The organism is Blattabacterium cuenoti (assembly GCF_014252295.1).
Lineage (GTDB): Bacteria > Bacteroidota > Bacteroidia > Flavobacteriales > Blattabacteriaceae > Blattabacterium > Blattabacterium cuenoti_V.
In genome coordinates, this window is record NZ_CP059215.1 from 525,044 (window position 1) to 541,765 (window position 16,722).

General features: G+C 25.9%; 16 protein-coding genes and 1 tRNA gene. 9 read left to right on the top strand and 8 right to left on the bottom strand.

Annotation, left to right across the window (positions count from 1 at the left end; genetic code table 11):
* Nucleotides 1-7: 7 nt before the first annotated feature.
* From H0H40_RS02590 to H0H40_RS02610, 5 genes are read right to left on the bottom strand one after another with little or no spacing between them, the layout of a single operon-like run.
* Nucleotides 8-460 (bottom strand): SufE family protein, encoded by a 453-nt coding sequence (locus H0H40_RS02590; RefSeq protein ID WP_185868950.1) that lies wholly within the window; start codon nt 458-460, stop codon nt 8-10.
* Nucleotides 461-487: 27 nt separating this feature from the next.
* Entirely contained in the window at nt 488-2,782 is a 2,295-nt protein-coding gene (gene metE, locus H0H40_RS02595) for a 5-methyltetrahydropteroyltriglutamate--homocysteine S-methyltransferase (protein ID WP_185868951.1), read from the bottom strand.
* A gap of 59 nt (nt 2,783-2,841) precedes the next feature.
* Nucleotides 2,842-4,035: a putative sugar nucleotidyl transferase gene (locus H0H40_RS02600; RefSeq protein WP_185868952.1), complete on the bottom strand. Its 1,194-nt coding sequence runs from the start codon at nt 4,033-4,035 to the stop codon at nt 2,842-2,844.
* 53 nt (nt 4,036-4,088) lie between these two features.
* Nucleotides 4,089-4,343, bottom strand: a complete 255-nt coding sequence (locus tag H0H40_RS02605; protein WP_185868953.1) for a type B 50S ribosomal protein L31 — start codon at nt 4,341-4,343, stop codon at nt 4,089-4,091.
* Between the two features lie 6 nt (nt 4,344-4,349).
* The gene (locus H0H40_RS02610) at nt 4,350-5,447 is read right to left on the bottom strand and encodes a 3-oxoacyl-ACP synthase III family protein (RefSeq protein WP_185868954.1); all 1,098 of its coding nucleotides are present in this window, start codon (nt 5,445-5,447) and stop codon (nt 4,350-4,352) included.
* 97 nt (nt 5,448-5,544) lie between these two features.
* Between H0H40_RS02610 and ubiE the strand changes: the two genes are divergently transcribed.
* From ubiE to H0H40_RS02635, 5 genes are read left to right on the top strand one after another with little or no spacing between them, the layout of a single operon-like run.
* On the top strand, nt 5,545-6,297 hold the full coding sequence (gene ubiE, locus H0H40_RS02615) for a bifunctional demethylmenaquinone methyltransferase/2-methoxy-6-polyprenyl-1,4-benzoquinol methylase UbiE (protein ID WP_185868955.1): 753 nt from the start codon (nt 5,545-5,547) through the stop codon (nt 6,295-6,297).
* Between the two features lie 44 nt (nt 6,298-6,341).
* A complete protein-coding gene (locus tag H0H40_RS02620; protein ID WP_185868956.1) occupies nt 6,342-7,859 on the top strand; it encodes a GH3 auxin-responsive promoter family protein in 1,518 nt (505 codons plus the stop codon).
* 13 nt (nt 7,860-7,872) lie between these two features.
* Complete coding sequence (rpsO, locus tag H0H40_RS02625) at nt 7,873-8,139, top strand: 30S ribosomal protein S15 (protein ID WP_185869348.1); 267 nt, start codon at nt 7,873-7,875, stop codon at nt 8,137-8,139.
* Between the two features lie 28 nt (nt 8,140-8,167).
* On the top strand, nt 8,168-10,318 hold the full coding sequence (pnp, locus tag H0H40_RS02630; RefSeq protein WP_185868957.1) for a polyribonucleotide nucleotidyltransferase: 2,151 nt from the start codon (nt 8,168-8,170) through the stop codon (nt 10,316-10,318).
* A 16-nt stretch (nt 10,319-10,334) separates the two neighbouring features.
* Nucleotides 10,335-11,198, top strand: coding sequence for a sigma-70 family RNA polymerase sigma factor (locus H0H40_RS02635; RefSeq protein ID WP_185868958.1), 864 nt, complete (start codon nt 10,335-10,337; stop codon nt 11,196-11,198).
* A gap of 12 nt (nt 11,199-11,210) precedes the next feature.
* Here the strand turns inward: H0H40_RS02635 and H0H40_RS02640 are convergent.
* The 3 genes from H0H40_RS02640 to H0H40_RS02650 form a co-directional block, all read right to left on the bottom strand.
* A tRNA-Arg gene (locus H0H40_RS02640) sits at nt 11,211-11,284 on the bottom strand.
* Nucleotides 11,285-11,298: 14 nt separating this feature from the next.
* The gene (gene tpiA / locus H0H40_RS02645) at nt 11,299-12,057 is read right to left on the bottom strand and encodes a triose-phosphate isomerase (RefSeq protein WP_185868959.1); all 759 of its coding nucleotides are present in this window, start codon (nt 12,055-12,057) and stop codon (nt 11,299-11,301) included.
* Nucleotides 12,058-12,069: 12 nt separating this feature from the next.
* On the bottom strand, nt 12,070-12,600 hold the full coding sequence (locus H0H40_RS02650) for a nucleotide modification associated domain-containing protein (RefSeq protein ID WP_185868960.1): 531 nt from the start codon (nt 12,598-12,600) through the stop codon (nt 12,070-12,072).
* Nucleotides 12,601-12,675: 75 nt separating this feature from the next.
* Between H0H40_RS02650 and folP the strand changes: the two genes are divergently transcribed.
* The 4 genes from folP (at nt 12,676) to pdhA (ending at nt 16,719) form a co-directional block, all read left to right on the top strand.
* Complete coding sequence (gene folP, locus H0H40_RS02655) at nt 12,676-13,509, top strand: dihydropteroate synthase (RefSeq protein ID WP_185868961.1); 834 nt, start codon at nt 12,676-12,678, stop codon at nt 13,507-13,509.
* A gap of 32 nt (nt 13,510-13,541) precedes the next feature.
* A complete protein-coding gene (locus H0H40_RS02660) occupies nt 13,542-14,336 on the top strand; it encodes a diadenylate cyclase (protein ID WP_185869349.1) in 795 nt (264 codons plus the stop codon).
* Nucleotides 14,337-14,348: 12 nt separating this feature from the next.
* Nucleotides 14,349-15,647 (top strand): UDP-N-acetylmuramoyl-tripeptide--D-alanyl-D-alanine ligase, encoded by a 1,299-nt coding sequence (locus H0H40_RS02665; RefSeq protein ID WP_185868962.1) that lies wholly within the window; start codon nt 14,349-14,351, stop codon nt 15,645-15,647.
* Between the two features lie 76 nt (nt 15,648-15,723).
* Nucleotides 15,724-16,719, top strand: coding sequence for a pyruvate dehydrogenase (acetyl-transferring) E1 component subunit alpha (gene pdhA / locus H0H40_RS02670; protein ID WP_185868963.1), 996 nt, complete (start codon nt 15,724-15,726; stop codon nt 16,717-16,719).
* The last annotated feature ends 3 nt before the right edge of the window (nt 16,720-16,722 follow it).

The following is a 16,722-nucleotide window of genomic DNA, read 5'->3' on the forward strand; positions in this document are numbered from 1 at the left end:
ATTTTTTTCAAATTAGACCTCTATTCTTATTCAAACCAATAGAAATTTTTGCATTAAAAGCTATGGCATAAAATTTTATTTTTTTTAAAAATAAAAGCATTCCATTCGCTCTAATAGGAGATAAAAAAGATTGAAATCCTATTTCATAAATAAAATTAGCATTTGAATTGATAATTTCAAAAGGCAATAACCCTGAGTAAATACGAATCATAAGAGCTACCATTCCTCTAGGTAATAAAGCGTCACCGTCTGCTTCGAAAAAAATACGGTATTTTTTTAATTGAGCATCCATCCAAACTTTTGATTGACATCCATGAATTAATTTTTCATCAGATCGAAAATCATCTGATTTTTTAGGTAATTTATTTCCTAAGTCTATCAAATATTCATATTTTTCTTCCCAATTCTTTAGGACATGAAACTCTTTTTTTATTATTTTTTCTCTTTTATTCAAAGTCATTTCTAAACTTTTACACAAATATAAAAATTAAGAAGGCCGATTGGATAGTTTCATTCTTGCTATTTTTGCAGCTTCTGTCATATTTTTCAAAGATTTTAACACTTCTTCCCATTTTCTAGTTTTTAAGCCACAATCTGGGTTCACCCAAATATTTTGTATTGGTAACTTTTTAGAAGCTTTTTCTATTAAATCAAAAATTTCTTCTACAGTAGGAATTCTAGGAGAATGTATGTCATATACTCCCGGTCCTATTTCGTTAGGATAAGAAAAAACAGAAAAGGCTTTTAACAATTCCATTTTGGATCTAGAAGTTTCCATAGTAATTACATCCGCATCCAGGTCTGCAATATGTTCTATAATATCATTAAATTCACTGTAACACATATGTGTATGAATCTGAGTTTCATCTTTTACCCCACTTGAAGATAGTCGAAAAGATTGAATTGCCCAATTCAAATAATGTTTCCAATTCTTTTTTTTCAAAGGTAATCCTTCTCTAAGAGCAGGTTCGTCAATTTGAATTATTTGTATTCCATACTTTTCTAAAGATAAAACTTCTTCCCTAATAGACCAAGCTATTTGATAAGAAGTATGATAAATAGGCTGATCTTCCCTTACAAAAGACCATTGTAAAATTGTAACCGGTCCCGTCAACATTCCTTTTACTAACTTTTTTGTTTTTTTTTGAGCAAAACATATCCAATCAATAGTCATATCACCAGTACGGCTAACGTCTCCATAAATAACAGGAGGTTTTACACATCTACTACCATAACTTTGAACCCATCCATTCTCAGTAGAGAGAATTCCATTTAATTTATCTGAAAAATATTCTACCATGTCACTTCTTTCAAATTCACCATGTACCAAAACGTCTAAATCTATTTCTTCTTGTTTTTTTATAACATCTACAATCAGACATTGTATTTTTTGATCATATTCCTCTTTATTTAATTCTTTTTTACGAAATTTATTTCTCAAACTTCGTATTTCTTTTGTTTGAGGGAAAGATCCTATAGTAGTTGTTGGAAACAAAGGAAGATTAAATTTTTCTTTTTGTTTTATTTGTCTAATATTAAAAGTATTTTCTCTTTGTATATCTTCATTTTTTATTTTTTTTATTTTTTCTTTTATTTTTTTATCATGAAAAATAGAAGATTTACTAGATTTCTCTAGTAAGGAGAAATTATTTAATAAAATATCTGTATTCCCTTTTATAATACATTCTAAATCATTTAATTCATAAATTTTTTGTTGAGCAAAAGACATTATGTTTTTTATATCCTCATGAATAAATCGTTCATACTCTATATTTATAGGAACATGTAAAAGAGAACAATTAGGAGCTATCATAACACGATCGTATCCTATAGATTCTATTGTTTTTTCTATTTTATTAACTGAATGAGTATAATTATTTTTCCATATATTTCTTCCATTAATAATCCCTAAGGACAAAATTATTTTTGATTCTTTTACAAAATTTAATACTCTTTCCAATTGTTTTGAATCTTCAACTAAATCTATATGCAAAGATTTTATAGGAATATCTCTAAGAAGAGAAATATTCTCTAAAATTCCATCAAAATAAGAAGTTAATAAAATATTTTTTTCTGATTTCGATATTTTTTTATAAGCATATGTAAATGCTTGTTTTTCTTTTTCAGACATGTCTAAGACTAAAATTGGTTCATCTAATTGAATCCAATCAACTCCTTTATTCTTTAGATTTTTGATAATTTCTATATAAACAGGAACAATATTTTCAATTAAATCCATTCTATGAAAATATTTATCTTTTTCTTTTCCTAAAAAAAGGTAAGAAACTGGTCCTATTAATACAGGTTTTATTTTTTTGACTGATTTTAATATTTTTTTTAATTCTTCTAATTCCTCAAAAATTTTTTTAGAGAAAATATAAAATTTTTGATTTTTATTAAATTCTGGAACTATATAGTGATAGTTTGTGTTGAACCATTTAGTCATTTCCATAGCCTTTATATCCAATCCATTTTCTTGAAATCCTCTTGCCATAGAAAAATATAAATCAATATTATTCTCAATTGGAACGGAAAGATAAGAATCTGGAATAGATCCTAATAAAAAGGACATGTCTAGAACATGATCGTAAAAACTAAAGTCATTACATGGAATAAGATCTAAATTTGCCATTTCCTGTATCTTCCAATTTTCTTTCCTTATTTTTTTCCCCACTTGAAATAACTCTTCCGAATTAATTTTATTGGACCAATAAGCTTCACAAGCTTTTTTTAATTCTCTCTGTATTCCTATTCGAGGATAACCCAAATTATGTTTCAGCATATTTTATGAATTTAATCTATCTATAAGTTTAAAAAATTTTTCTTTTACATTACCTTTCCCTAAATATCCAATAATTGATACAAATATTCCAAAATTTTTTTATCTAAAATGGAAAAATATAGGTTCCTTCTTTTCATCATAATATCAGCAGTTGTACAAACTTGATGAAAAGGTATCTTTTTTTTTTTTTGTATTCCACCAAAAGAAAAAGAAGGAACATACCTAGGTGAAAATCCGTATCCAAAAATACTAGCACTAACTCCTACCACTGTAGCTGTATTAAATTGAGTATTTATTCCAGATTTAGAATGATCACCTACAATCATACCAAAAAATTGTATATCAATAGGAATAAAATCTTTTTTTTCATAATTCCAAACTGTTACTTTCCCATAATCATTTCTCAAATTAGAAACATTAGTTCCAGCTCCTAAATTGCACCACTCTCCTAAAACAGTATTTCCTAAAAATCCATCATGAGCTTTGTTCGAATAAGAAAAAATTACGGAATTTATAATTTCTCCACCTATTTTGCAAGAACGTCCAATAGTTGTTCCTCCATATATTTTTGAACCAATATTTAATATGGATTTATTACCAATAAATGCTGGTCCTCTTATTACAGATCCCTCCATTATTTCGACTTCCTTTTCAATATATATTGGTCCTAATTGAGCATTCAATACAACATTATTTGCTTTTATATCTTCTTCCAAAAAAATTCTGTTCTTGCAAAGAACAGAATTTTTTCCCAATAAAGAAAAAGATTTTTTCCCTTTTGTAAAAAAAACAAAATCTTTTTTTAGAACAGTTTTATTATTTATAAATATATCCCATGGATATTGTATATGAATTAAATTTTTAATTTCATGTTTCTTTTTAAAGGAAATTAAATTTTCTTTTTTTACATAAGAGGAAAAATTTTTTTTTACAACTACAATCTTTTCTTGAAAAAAAACAGCCTCATTTTCTTTTAAGGTAAATATCATATTAATCAACTCTTCGTTTGGAAGAAACGAAGAATTGATTAGTAATATATTATGATAAATAAACTCATTATTTATTAATGAATTAAATGAATATTTCATTGAAAGAAATGGTTGTGTAACAATTCCAGATACTTTATTCCCAATATATTTTTCCCATCTATCTTTGATAGTGAACAATCCCAAACGAATTTCTGATACAGATCTTGTCAATGTTATAGGAAATAAGCTTCTCCATTCTATTCCATCATACAATATAAAATCCATATTTACGATGTTTAGTTTAGTTAATTAAATTATTTACATTCATATACTTAACACTAAAATTTTTTATATTTTTCATATTTCTTCTTAAATTTTTCTGCTGGGCCCGTTTTTCCTAAAAACCTTTTTTCTCCAGTAAAAAATGGATGTGAATAACTAGATATTTCCATTTTATACAACGGATAACTAAATCCGTTTATTTTAATAAAATCTTTTGTTTTTACTGTTGATCTGCAAATAAAAGTTTTTTCATTATTAATATCTTTAAAAACAACAGGTCTGTAATCTTCCGGATGTATTTTTTTTTTCATAAAGTTTTATATTTTTTTAGTTGGAAAACGATAAATCATTCCATTAATATTCATTCCAGCTCCCAAAGAAGCCATTAATATGGTATCCCCAGGTTTTATTTCATGAGGGAGCATTTTCCTATGAAGGATTAAATCTAATAAAGTAGGTACTGTAGCTACAGAAGAATTTCCAAATCTTTTTATAGTCATTGGCATTATTTTTGATAAATCATTAAGGGATGTGTAATTGTATAATTTTAACAATCTTTTTAAGATTGCATAATCCATTTTTGCATTTGCTTGATGAATGAGAATTTTTTTAATATCTTTCAAATGCAAATCTGCATAATCAAGAATATTTTTTAACATATTTGGAACTTCTGTTAATGCGTATTCATAAATTCTTCTTCCATTCATTCTAATATTAACCAAAGATTTTTTATAATTTGGATTTAAAGAAGGACCATTTTTTAAATAATGCAGTTCATCATTATTATTACATTGAGTATCATAATGAATAATGCCATTTTTTTCATTTTCAAAATCTTCTATAGCCGATAAAACAGCAGCACCAGCACCATCCGAAAAAATCATAGCATTTCTATCATGTGGATCTATAACTTGAGATAGTGTCTCTGAACTAGTAATTAATATATTCTTAGCGCATTTTGATTGTAAAAGTTGATCGGCAAGAATCATTCCTTCTATCCATCCTGGACATCCAAATATCATATCATACGGTCTACATTTCTTATTCTTAATTTGAAGTTTATTCTTTACTTTAGAAGATATAGATGGCATTAAGTTAGATTGATAAGAAATAGGATGAATATCTCCGTAATTATGAGCCGATATAATATAATCTATTTTTTCTTTATAAATTTTAGAATCAATTAAAGCTCTTTTTGCTGCAATCGTAGCAATATCCGAATTTAATAATCCTTTATCAATATACCTTCTTTCCTCTATTTCCGTAATTTTTTGAAATTTATTAATAATTTCTTCATTCGATTTATTAATTATGAATCCTTTTTTATCGTAAAATTTATGTTTCAAAAAATGATCACTTTTTATCACTTTTTTAGGTAAATAATGTCCAGTTCCTGTAATGATTGATCGAATCATATATATTATCCAAATAATATCCAAAATAAAAATAAAATTTCTTTAAAAGAATTAAAAAACCATTTTTTATTCATAATTTACAAAGCAAAAGTAAATTATGAATAAACATTCTCTGAAGTCTATACAAGAAAAAGAAGAAGAAATAAAAAATATGTTCGATCATATTTCTTATAAATATGATTTTATTAATCATATATTATCTTTCGGAATAGATTTTTTTTGGAGAAAAAAAATAATTTGTTTATTAGATAAATTTAATAAAGAATTTAACAAAGGAAAAAAAATAAAAAGTATACTGGATCTAGCTACTGGGACAGGAGATTTAGCTATTTTATTGGCAAATAAATTTGATAATGCTTCTTGTATTGTAGGATTAGATCCATCTGAAAAAATGCTAAAAAAAGCAGAAAAAAAAATAAAAAATAATTTTTTAGAAAAAAAAATTAGACTAATTAAAGGTTATTCTCAATATATTCCATTTTCAAATGAAACTTTTGATGCTGTTACTATTTCTTTTGGAATAAGAAACTTTCAATATATTCATCTTTCTCTTAGAGAAATATATAGAATACTTAAACCTTTAGGAATTTTAGCAATTTTAGAATTTTCTAAGCCTTCCAATTATTGGATAAATAAAATTTATTATTTTTATTCTCATTTCATAATGAATAGAATAGGGAATTTTCTATCAAATAATCATTTTGCTTACAATTATTTAGCAAAGTCTATTCAATCATTTTTTTATTGTGAAAACAAAATGAATAAACTTTTAAGTTATCATAAATTTAACACGATTTATATAAAAAAATTAACATTTGAAATTGCTTCTGTTTATTTATCAAAAAAATAAAATTCATTTTTTATCCTTAATTTTTAACTAAATTTTTTCTCGTAATGATAAAGTATTTATCTGGATATTTAACATCTACTTTTCTCAAAAAAAGAATTAAAGACATAGAATTTTTTATGCGTTATCCAATAGAAGTACAAAATCAATTGATTAATCAATTGATTTTGTACGCAAAAGATACTGAGTTTGGAAAAAAATACGGATTTCGTGACATAAAGAAATATCAACAATTCTCTGAAAGAATTCCTATATGTAAGTATTCAGATTTAGAATCTGTTATCAAAAGGATACGAAGAGGAGAAAAAAATATTTTATGGCCAGGAAAAGTTAAATGGTTTGCTAAATCTTCTGGAACTACAAGTACAAAAAGTAAATATATTCCTGTAACTAATGTATCTATGAGTGAATGTCATTACAAAGCAGGAAAAGACATGTTATCTATTTATATTCATAATCATCCAAAAACAGAAATATTTTTTGGGAAAGCTGTTCGTTTAGGAGGAAGCCATGAATTATATAAAAATTACAACACATTTTATGGAGATTTATCTTCTATTTTAATTAAAAACACACCTTTTTGGGCAGAAAAAATTTGTATTCCTAGAAAAAAAACAGCTTTAATGAGTGAATGGGAAACAAAATTAGAAAATATAGTAATAGAAACAGGATTGAAAGATGTTCGCATTTTGTTTGGTGTTTGTTCTTGGTTATTAATATTTTTGAAAAGATTACTAAAAAAATTCGATAAAAAAAAAATAAATGAAATATGGCCTAATATAGAAGTAATATTTCATGGAGGAGTAAGTTTGAAACCTTACATCCTTCAATATCAGAATCTATTTGAAAAGTCTATTCATTATTACGATGTATATAGTGCTTCAGAAGGATTCTTTGCTATACAAGATCAAAGAAAAGTTGAAGATCTTTTACTTTTATTAAATCATGGAATATTTTATGAATTTATTCCTGTAGAAGATATAGATAAAATAAATCCGAAAATTATACCCATTGATAAAGTAGAATTAAAGAAAAATTATGCTCTAGTTGTTTCAACAAATTCTGGGTTATGGAGATATATAATTGGAGATACTATAAAATTTAGTAGTATATCACCATATAGAATTTCGATTTCAGGAAGAACTACTCATTATATTAATTCTTTTGGAGAAGAATTAATTATTGAAAACGCAGAAAAAGCTTTAAATGCTACTTGTAAAAAAACAGATTCCATTATTCACGAATACACAGCAGGACCTATTTATATAGGAGAAAAAAATTCTGGTTCTCATGAATGGATTATAGAATTTAAGAAACATCCAAAAAATTTATATTATTTTAGAGATATTTTAGATAACGAATTAAAGTCTGTTAATTCAGATTATGAAATTAAACGATATAAGAATATCGTTCTTGGTCCTCCTGTTATACATGTAGCTAAAAATGGTTTGTTTTATAACTGGTTAAAAAAAAATAAAAAATTAGGTGGACAAAATAAAATTCCTCGTTTATCTAATGATAGAAAATATTTAGACTCCATTCTAGAAATAGAAAAGAAACTTTAAATTTATGACTTTTATGACTGCAGATAAAAAAAGAGAAATATTTAAGACTTATGGAGAAACATCTGCTTACGATACAGGTTCTTCAAAAGCACAAATTGCCTTATTCACGTACAGAATTAATCATTTAAGCAATCATTTGAAAAATAACAAAAAAGATTTCAATACAGAAAGAGCTTTGGTAAAATTAGTAGGAAAAAGAAAAAAACTTTTAAAATATATAGAAAAACGTGATCCAAACAGGTACAAAAATATAATTAAACATTTAGGATTAAGAAAATAAATAGTAATAGAAAGAAAAAGAATAAAATATGCCAGATATAGTTAAAGAAACCATTATGCTTAAAGATGGTCGTACTATCATTATTGAAACAGGAGAATTAGCTAGACAAGCGGATGGAGCTGCTATAGTTCGTGCAGGAAATACTATGTTATTAGCTACTGTAGTTGTTTCCAAAGAAGAAGTAAAAAATGAACCAAACTTTTTGCCTTTAACAGTAGATTATAGAGAAAAATATTCCGCAGGAGGAAAAATTCCTGGAGGATTTATAAAGAGAGAAGGAAGGCCTTCTGATGAAGAAATATTAACAATGAGATTAGTAGATCGTGTTTTAAGGCCAACATTTCCAGAATGGTTCAAGAAAGAAATACAAATTATGATTTCTTTATTATCATATGATAAAACTGTTTTACCAGATGGATTAGCTGGATTGGCTGCTTCAACAGCTCTATGTGTGTCAGGAGTTCCTTTTTACGGTCCTATATCTGAGATACGTATTGTACGTTTAAAAAAAAAATTCATTATTAATCCAAGTTTAGATCAATTGAAAGAAGCAGATATAGATTTGATAGTAGGAGCGTCTACTAATTCTATTATTATGATAGAAGGGGAAATGAAAGAAATAAAAGAAAACGAATTTTTAAATACTATTATTAAAGCTCATGAAGCAATTAAACCTCAAATAGAAGCTCAAATACGTTTGTCTGAAAAATTATCAAGGAATAGTTTTTTTTTCTTAGAAAAAAATGAATCAGAAGAAGAAAAAAAAGTAAAAGAATGTGAAAATGAATCTTTAAAAAAAGAACTTTTTTCTTTTTCCTATAAAGAAATTGAAAAACTTTACAAAAATTTTTTGGACAAAAAAACTAGATCTATTCAAGAGAAAATTATTTTAAGAAATTTTAAAAAAAAATTATTAACAGAAGAAAAAATAGAAAAAAAAGAAATTTTTATTGATCAATTTTATGAAGAAATTAAAAAAAAGGTAACCAGAAATTTAATTTTAAAAAAAGGAATTAGATTAGATGGTCGAACAAGTAAACAAATCCGTCCAATTTATGGTATTGTAGATTATTTACCAGGAGTTCATGGTTCTGCTTTATTCTCCAGAGGAGAAACTCAATCTCTCACTACAGTAACATTAGGATCATCATTAGATGCTAATAAAATAAATAATGTTGTTATCGAAAATCAGGAAAAATTTTACTTGCATTATAATTTTCCACCTTTTACAACAGGAGAAATACGTCCAATAAGAGGTGTTTCCAGGCGTGAAATTGGTCATGGAAATTTGGCTCAACGTGCATTAAAAAATATTATACCTGATAACCCGTATACTATACGTGTTGTTTCAGATATTCTAGGATCTAATGGATCTTCTTCTATGGCTACAGTGTGTGCTGCAAGTTTAGCTTTGATGGATGCTGGTATTTCTGTTGAAAATCCAGTTTCTGGTATTGCAATGGGATTATTTATGGAAGATGAAAAAAAAATTATTATATCGGATATAATAGGAGAAGAAGATCACTTTGGAGATTTAGATTTTAAAGTAACGGGAACAAAACATGGCATTACTGCTTGTCAAATGGATGTCAAAAAAACACAGGGTTTTACATATGATCTTTTAAATCAAATTTTGATGCAAGCTTTGGAAGGAAGAATTTTTATTTTGAAAAAAATGCTAGAAGTTCTTCCTAAATATAGAGAAAAAATGAAACCTAATACTCCAAAAATATATACTTTTAATATTCCTAAATATTTTATTGGTTCAGTCATAGGTCCAGGAGGAAAAGTCATTCAAGAAATACAGTCGTACACCAATACAAACATATTAATCGAAGAAAAAGGAGATTTGGGATACATTGAAATAATCGGTAAGGACGATGAAAAAATCGAAAAAGCTATTGATAGAATTAAACAAATTACTTTTGTCCCTGAATTAGGAAAAATTTATAAGGCAAAAGTAAAAACTATAAAAGATTTTGGAGCTTTTGTTGAAATAGCTAAAGGGGTAGAAGGGCTATTACATATATCGGAAATAGGATGGAAAAGATTAAATCATATAGAGGAAGAGCTTCATATAGGTGATATTATAGATGTTAAATTCATGGGCATAGATGAAAAAAATAAAAAAATGAAGCTTTCCAGAAAAGTGCTTATTCCTCGTCCAGGAAAAAAATGATTAAAAAAAAAGAACAATGAGACAACTTAAAATTACTAAACAAGTAACTAATCGTGAATCTGAATCTTTAGATAAATATCTTCATGAAATAGGAAAAATTCCATTATTGACACCGGAAGAAGAAGTGGAATACGCTCGTAAAGCAAGAGAAGGAGATTCTTCTTCTATCGATAAACTAGTAAATGCAAATTTACGTTTTGTAGTTTCTGTTGCTAAACAATATCAAAATCAAGGATTAAGTTTATGTGATTTAATTAATGAAGGGAATTTAGGTTTGATAAAAGGAATATTACGTTTTGATGAAACCAGAGGATTCAAATGTATATCCTATGTTGTTTGGTGGATAAGACAAGCAATTTTACAAGCTATAGCAGAACAATCACGTTCTATTCGACAACCTACAAATAAGTTAGCTTTGCTTAACAAAATATTAAAAACTCTTGCACAATTAGAACAAGAGTTGCAAAGAACTCCTTCTGCTAGAGAAATAGCAGAATATTTAAACATGAATGAAAAAGATATAGAAGAATCTATAAAAAATTCAGGTAGACATGTTTCTATGGATGCTCCCTTAATAGAAGGGGAAGATTCCAATTTATATGATTTAGTGAGATCTGATGAATCCCCTCGTCCAGATGAACATTTAGAAAAAGAATCCTTACGAAAAGACATAAAAAGAATTTTAGAAACTTTAAGTGAAAGAGAACGTCGTGTTATTATTTTACATTTTGGATTAAATGGATCTCCTCCAATGACTTTAGAAGAAGTAGGACAGTCCTGCGATTTAACAAGAGAAAGAGTTCGACAAATAGAAAGTATTGCACTAAAAAGACTAAAACATTCTTCTAGAAGTAAAATTCTTAAACCCTATTTGGGTTAGTAGAGTTCAACGCGACCTCGAAGGGACTCGAACCCATAACCTTCTGATCCGTAATCAGATGCTCTATCCAATTAAGCTACGAGGCCTATATGAAGTAGTATTAAGACTGAATGATTTCTAAAAATTTATCCAATTCTAGGGAACAATTTCCAACAAGACCTCCATCTATATCTTTTTGCAAGAAAAAATTTCTTGCATTAAGATTACTGATACTACCTCCATATAAAATGGATATTTCATTAGAAATATTTTTTCCATACTTATTTAAAAATAAAGAACGAATGTATTCATGCATTGTTTGAGCTTGTTTGTACGTTGCATTCTTTCCTGTTCCAATAGCCCATACTGGTTCATATGCTATATGAAAAAATATAATATCATCTGCAGAACAATTAAAAACTGTTTCTACTAACTGATTTTTTATTACATTAAATTGTTGATTTTGATTTCTTTCAAAACCTGTTTCTCCTACGCATAAAATAATATGTAATCCATATTTTAATGCTATTTTTATTTTTTTTAATAATATATCATTATTTTCCAAAAAAAATTTTCTTCGTTCACTATGTCCTAATATAACTTGAGAAATTCCTATAGATTTTAACATAGAAGCTGATACTTCACCTGTATATGAACCATTTTTCATTTGATGAATATTCTGAGCTGCAATTTTCAAATTAGTTCCTTGTAAAATCTGATTGGAAATATGTAAAAATGGAAAAGAAGGAGCAATAATAATTTCTTTATTATGATTTATTTTTTTTTCTAAAACAATTTTCAAAAAATTTCTAAGAAAAGAAGTAGTTTTATGAAAATCATGATTCATTTTCCAATTTGCAATGATAATCTTTTTCTTCATTTTTCAATTTAATTAATATAATATAAAAAACAAAACAATAAATATTTTTGTATCAAATTTTTTTAATAAAAAAATAGTTTCGATTAATATTTTGAAATAGATTTTTTCTAATTTTTTGAATGGAACTTCTTCTTCATTTTTTTTTAAGTATAAAATATTTTTGAGAACATTGTTAATAGAAAATATTTTTTGTGGAGAATATTCGTGAATACAATTTTTTATTTTTTCAAATTTTTTATTATAAAGAAAAATAACATCATGACATGATATTTTATCAAAATTTAATACAAAAAAAATATCCAATTTAATTAAAATAATTACGATATAATTTATAACATCCATATACGTATCTGTTATTTTTTCTTCTTTGATTTCTTGATATCCTTTTGATTGAATATTTTTTATACGAATTATTTTAATAAGAATTTGATCTATTATAGAAGAATTTTTTAAAAGTTTCCATGATAGATCATAATCTTTTAATTTATCTAAAAATAATTTCCTACACTTTTTAATAATGAAATCAATAGAAGTATGATTCATGTTGATTAATTTTATTTTTGTTGATATGATATGGTTTTATACATGATGATAAATTACAAATAAATAATTTTTAAAATGATAATTAATTGTAGAGGATCTTTATTATCTTTAGATGAACCAAAAATTATGGGAATAGTTAATTTGACTCCTGATTCTTTTTATGATGGAGGAAAGTTAGATTCTGAATACAACATATTGAAACATGTAGAAAATTTGTTAAATGAAGGTTCTGATTTCATAGATATTGGAGGCTGTTCTACTCGTCCAAAATCAAAACTTATAACAGAAGAAGAGGAAATAAAAAGAGTTATCAAGCCTATTCGTAAAATTATAAAAAATTTTCCAAATATTAGAATATCTATAGATACTTTTCGAAGCAAAGTTGCAAGATTAGCTGTTGAAGAAGGAGTTGTAATGATAAATGATATATCAGGAGGAAGATTAGACAAAAACATGTTTCCTTTACTTGGAAAACTTAAAATTCCATATATATTAAATCATATGCAAGGTATTCCTGAAAATATGCAAAACAATCCATATTATCAAAATAATGTAATTATAGAAATAAATAATTTTTTTTCGAAAAATATTTTCTTTTTAAAAGAAAATGGAATTAACGACATTATTTTAGATCCCGGATTTGGATTCGGAAAAACATTAAAACAAAATTTTCAATTATTAAAACATTTGTCTCTATTAGGATTTCAAGATCATTTAATTTTAATAGGAATTTCTAGAAAATCTATGATTAAACATCTTTTAAAAATTTCTTGTGAAAAATCATTAAATGCAACTTCAATCATTCATACTATATCATTATTAAATGGATCTAAAATACTTCGTGTACATGACGTAAAAGAAGCAAAGGAATGTATTAAATTAGTACAATATTACAATAAAATTGAATGATACACTAAAAAATTTTAGTATTACTTTTGCTTTTGTACAAATTCTTTTTTTCATTATTATATTCTTTAAATATATCTGTTATTGATATTATAGATATATTTTTAGTATCTATTATTTTATTACAAGTCTATAGATTAGTTTATAGAACTGCTGCTCTAAATATTTTCTATGGAATTATCGCAACTTTTATTTTCTGGAAAATAGTAGAAATTTATAAAATGAAACTCCTAAGCATAGTTATTAGTGCTTTTTTCAAAGGAGGATTTTTAGCATTAATCATTGTTTTTCAACCAGAAATTAGAAAATTTTTACTTATAGTAGGAAGCAAAATTTTTTTTAAAAAATTCATATTTTCTCTTTTTTTGAAAAAATCCAGTGTTTCTATAAAAACTGAAACTATAGATAGTATAGTAAAGTCTTGCGCCATTTTTTCAGGAGATAAAACAGGAGTTTTAATAGTTATTCAATTGCATCAAGATATCAAAGAATTTATCCAAAATGGAGATAAAATGGATGCTAAAGTGAATGTTCCTATTCTAGAAAGTTTTTTCTACAAAAATAGCCCATTACATGATGGAGCAGTAGTAATTATAGGAAATAAGATAGTGAGAACAAGAGCTATTCTTCCTGTATCTTACAATAATGAGATTCCATCACGTTTAGGACTACGTCATAGATCCGCTATCGGTTTATCTGAAAAAACAGATGCTATATGTCTGGTCATTTCTGAAGAAACAGGTTATATATCTTATATTAAAGATCAAAAAAGAACTATTATAACTAATATAAATAATTTAAAAATGAAACTTGAAAAAGATTTACTTTAATTCAATTCAAAAATGAACATTAAAAATATATATCAATTGTATATAAATTCTTCCGGAATAGAAACAAATAGCAAAAAAGTCAAACAAGGGTCTATTTTTATAGCTTTAAAAGGAAAAAATTTTAATGGAAATCAATTCTCTAAAGAAGCAATTTCAAATGGAGCATTGTTAGCTATAGTAGATGATAAAAGTATTTCTGCTTGTGAAAAAATTATTATAGTAGATGATACTTTATTCTTTTTACAAGAATTAGCTTCCTATCATAGGTTTCAATTACGTCATATTCCTATTATTGCTATTACCGGGAGTAACGGAAAAACTACTACAAAAGAACTTATTAAAGTTGTTCTTTTTCAAAAATATAAAAAAATTCATTTTACTAAAGATAATTTCAATAATCATATAGGAATTCCATTAACTATACTTTCCATGCCTAAAAATGCAGAAATATCTGTTATAGAAATTGGAGCTAATCATGAAAAAGAAATCGAAAAAATGTGTTCTATCATTAAACCTGATTATGGATATATAACTAGCTTTGGAAAAGCTCATTTAGAAGGATTTCAAAGTGTAAAAGGAATTATACGTGGAAAATTAGAGTTATATCATTTTTTAAAAAAGAATAAAAAAGTGGTATTTGTCAATGGAGATGATCCTATTCAATTAAACGAAAGTACAGGTATGAATAGATACATTTTTTCTGAAAAAAAAAAATCAGATATAAAAATTAAATATTTATGGAAAGAATCTCATTTAGAATCAATTTTATATATTGATAATATGAAAGTTTGTTCTCCATTAGTAGGAAATTATAATCTACACAACATAGCTTCTGCCATATCCATTGGAATATATTTTAAAGTTCCTATAGAAAAAATAAAAAATGCTGTAGAAAAATATATTCCAAAAAACTATCGTTCTCAGATTATTAATAGAAAAAATATGAAAATTATTATAGATTGTTATAATGCAAATCCTACTAGCATGATCAAATCTCTAACTTTTTTTAATAATAATATTAAAGGAAATAAAATTTCTATATTAGGAGATATGTTGGAATTAGGATTGTATTCTAATTATGAACATGAAAAAATAATTTCTTTTTTAGAAAAAAGTAACATAAATATAACATTCTTAATTGGAGAAATTTTTTTCAATGCTAAGTTGAAAACTTCTCCTAAAGTAAGAAAATTTATAAATAAAGAAAAATTTATTAACTGGATCAAAAAACACCCATTTCAAAAAATTGATTATGTTCTTATTAAAGGTTCAAGAAAAATAGCATTGGAAAGCATTATTGATTTAATTTAATTATTCTTTGTATATTGAGTCTTTAAAGATTAAATTTGCATTATCATAGATAGATAATATCATAAAATTTTTTCTTATGAAAGAAATTACCACCGAAACCTATCTTAAATGGTTTAAGGATATGTCTTTTTGGAGAAAATTTGAGGATAAATGTCGTTCCCTATACTTAAAACAGAAAATTAGAGGATTTTTACATTTATATAATGGACAAGAAGCCATTCCTGCAGGATTAACCCATGCTATGGATATGACTAAAGACAAAATTATCACTGCTTATAGATGTCATATCATTCCTATATCTATGGGTGTAGATCCAAAAAAAGTGATGGCTGAACTTTTAGGAAAAAAAACAGGAACATCCCGTGGTCTAGGAGGGTCTATGCATATCTTTAGTAAAAAACATCGTTTTTATGGAGGACATGGAATTGTAGGTGGACAAATTCCATTAGGAGCTGGAATTGCTTTTGCTGATAAATATTTTAATAGAAATGCAGTTACTTTAACTATTATGGGAGACGGTGCTGTAAGACAAGGATCTTTACATGAAACATTGAATATGTCTATGATATGGAAACTTCCTGTTGTCTTCATATGTGAAAACAATAAATATGCTATGGGAACTTCTGTAGAAAGAAGTACAAATGTAAAAGAAATTTATAAAATAGGTTTATCATATGGTATGCCTTCTTATACTGTAGACGGAATGAATCCTGAAAAAATAGCAAGAGCAGCTTCTATTGCCATAGAAAAAGCTAGAAGAGGAGAAGGATCTACTTTTTTAGAGATTCAAACATACAGATACAGAGGACATTCTATGTCAGATTCTGAATTATATCGTAGCAGAGAGGAAGTACTTTCTTATAAAAAAAGAGATCCTATTTTAAAATTGAAAAATACTATTTTAAAAAATAAATGGGAAACTATAGATAATTTAAATGCTATAGATAATGAAGTGAAAAACGAAGTAGAATCCTGTGTAAAATTTGCGGAGAAATCGGATTTTCCTTCTTTAGAAGAAATGTATGATGCTGTTTACAACGAAAACAATTATCCTTTTTTAGATAAAATTTAAAAC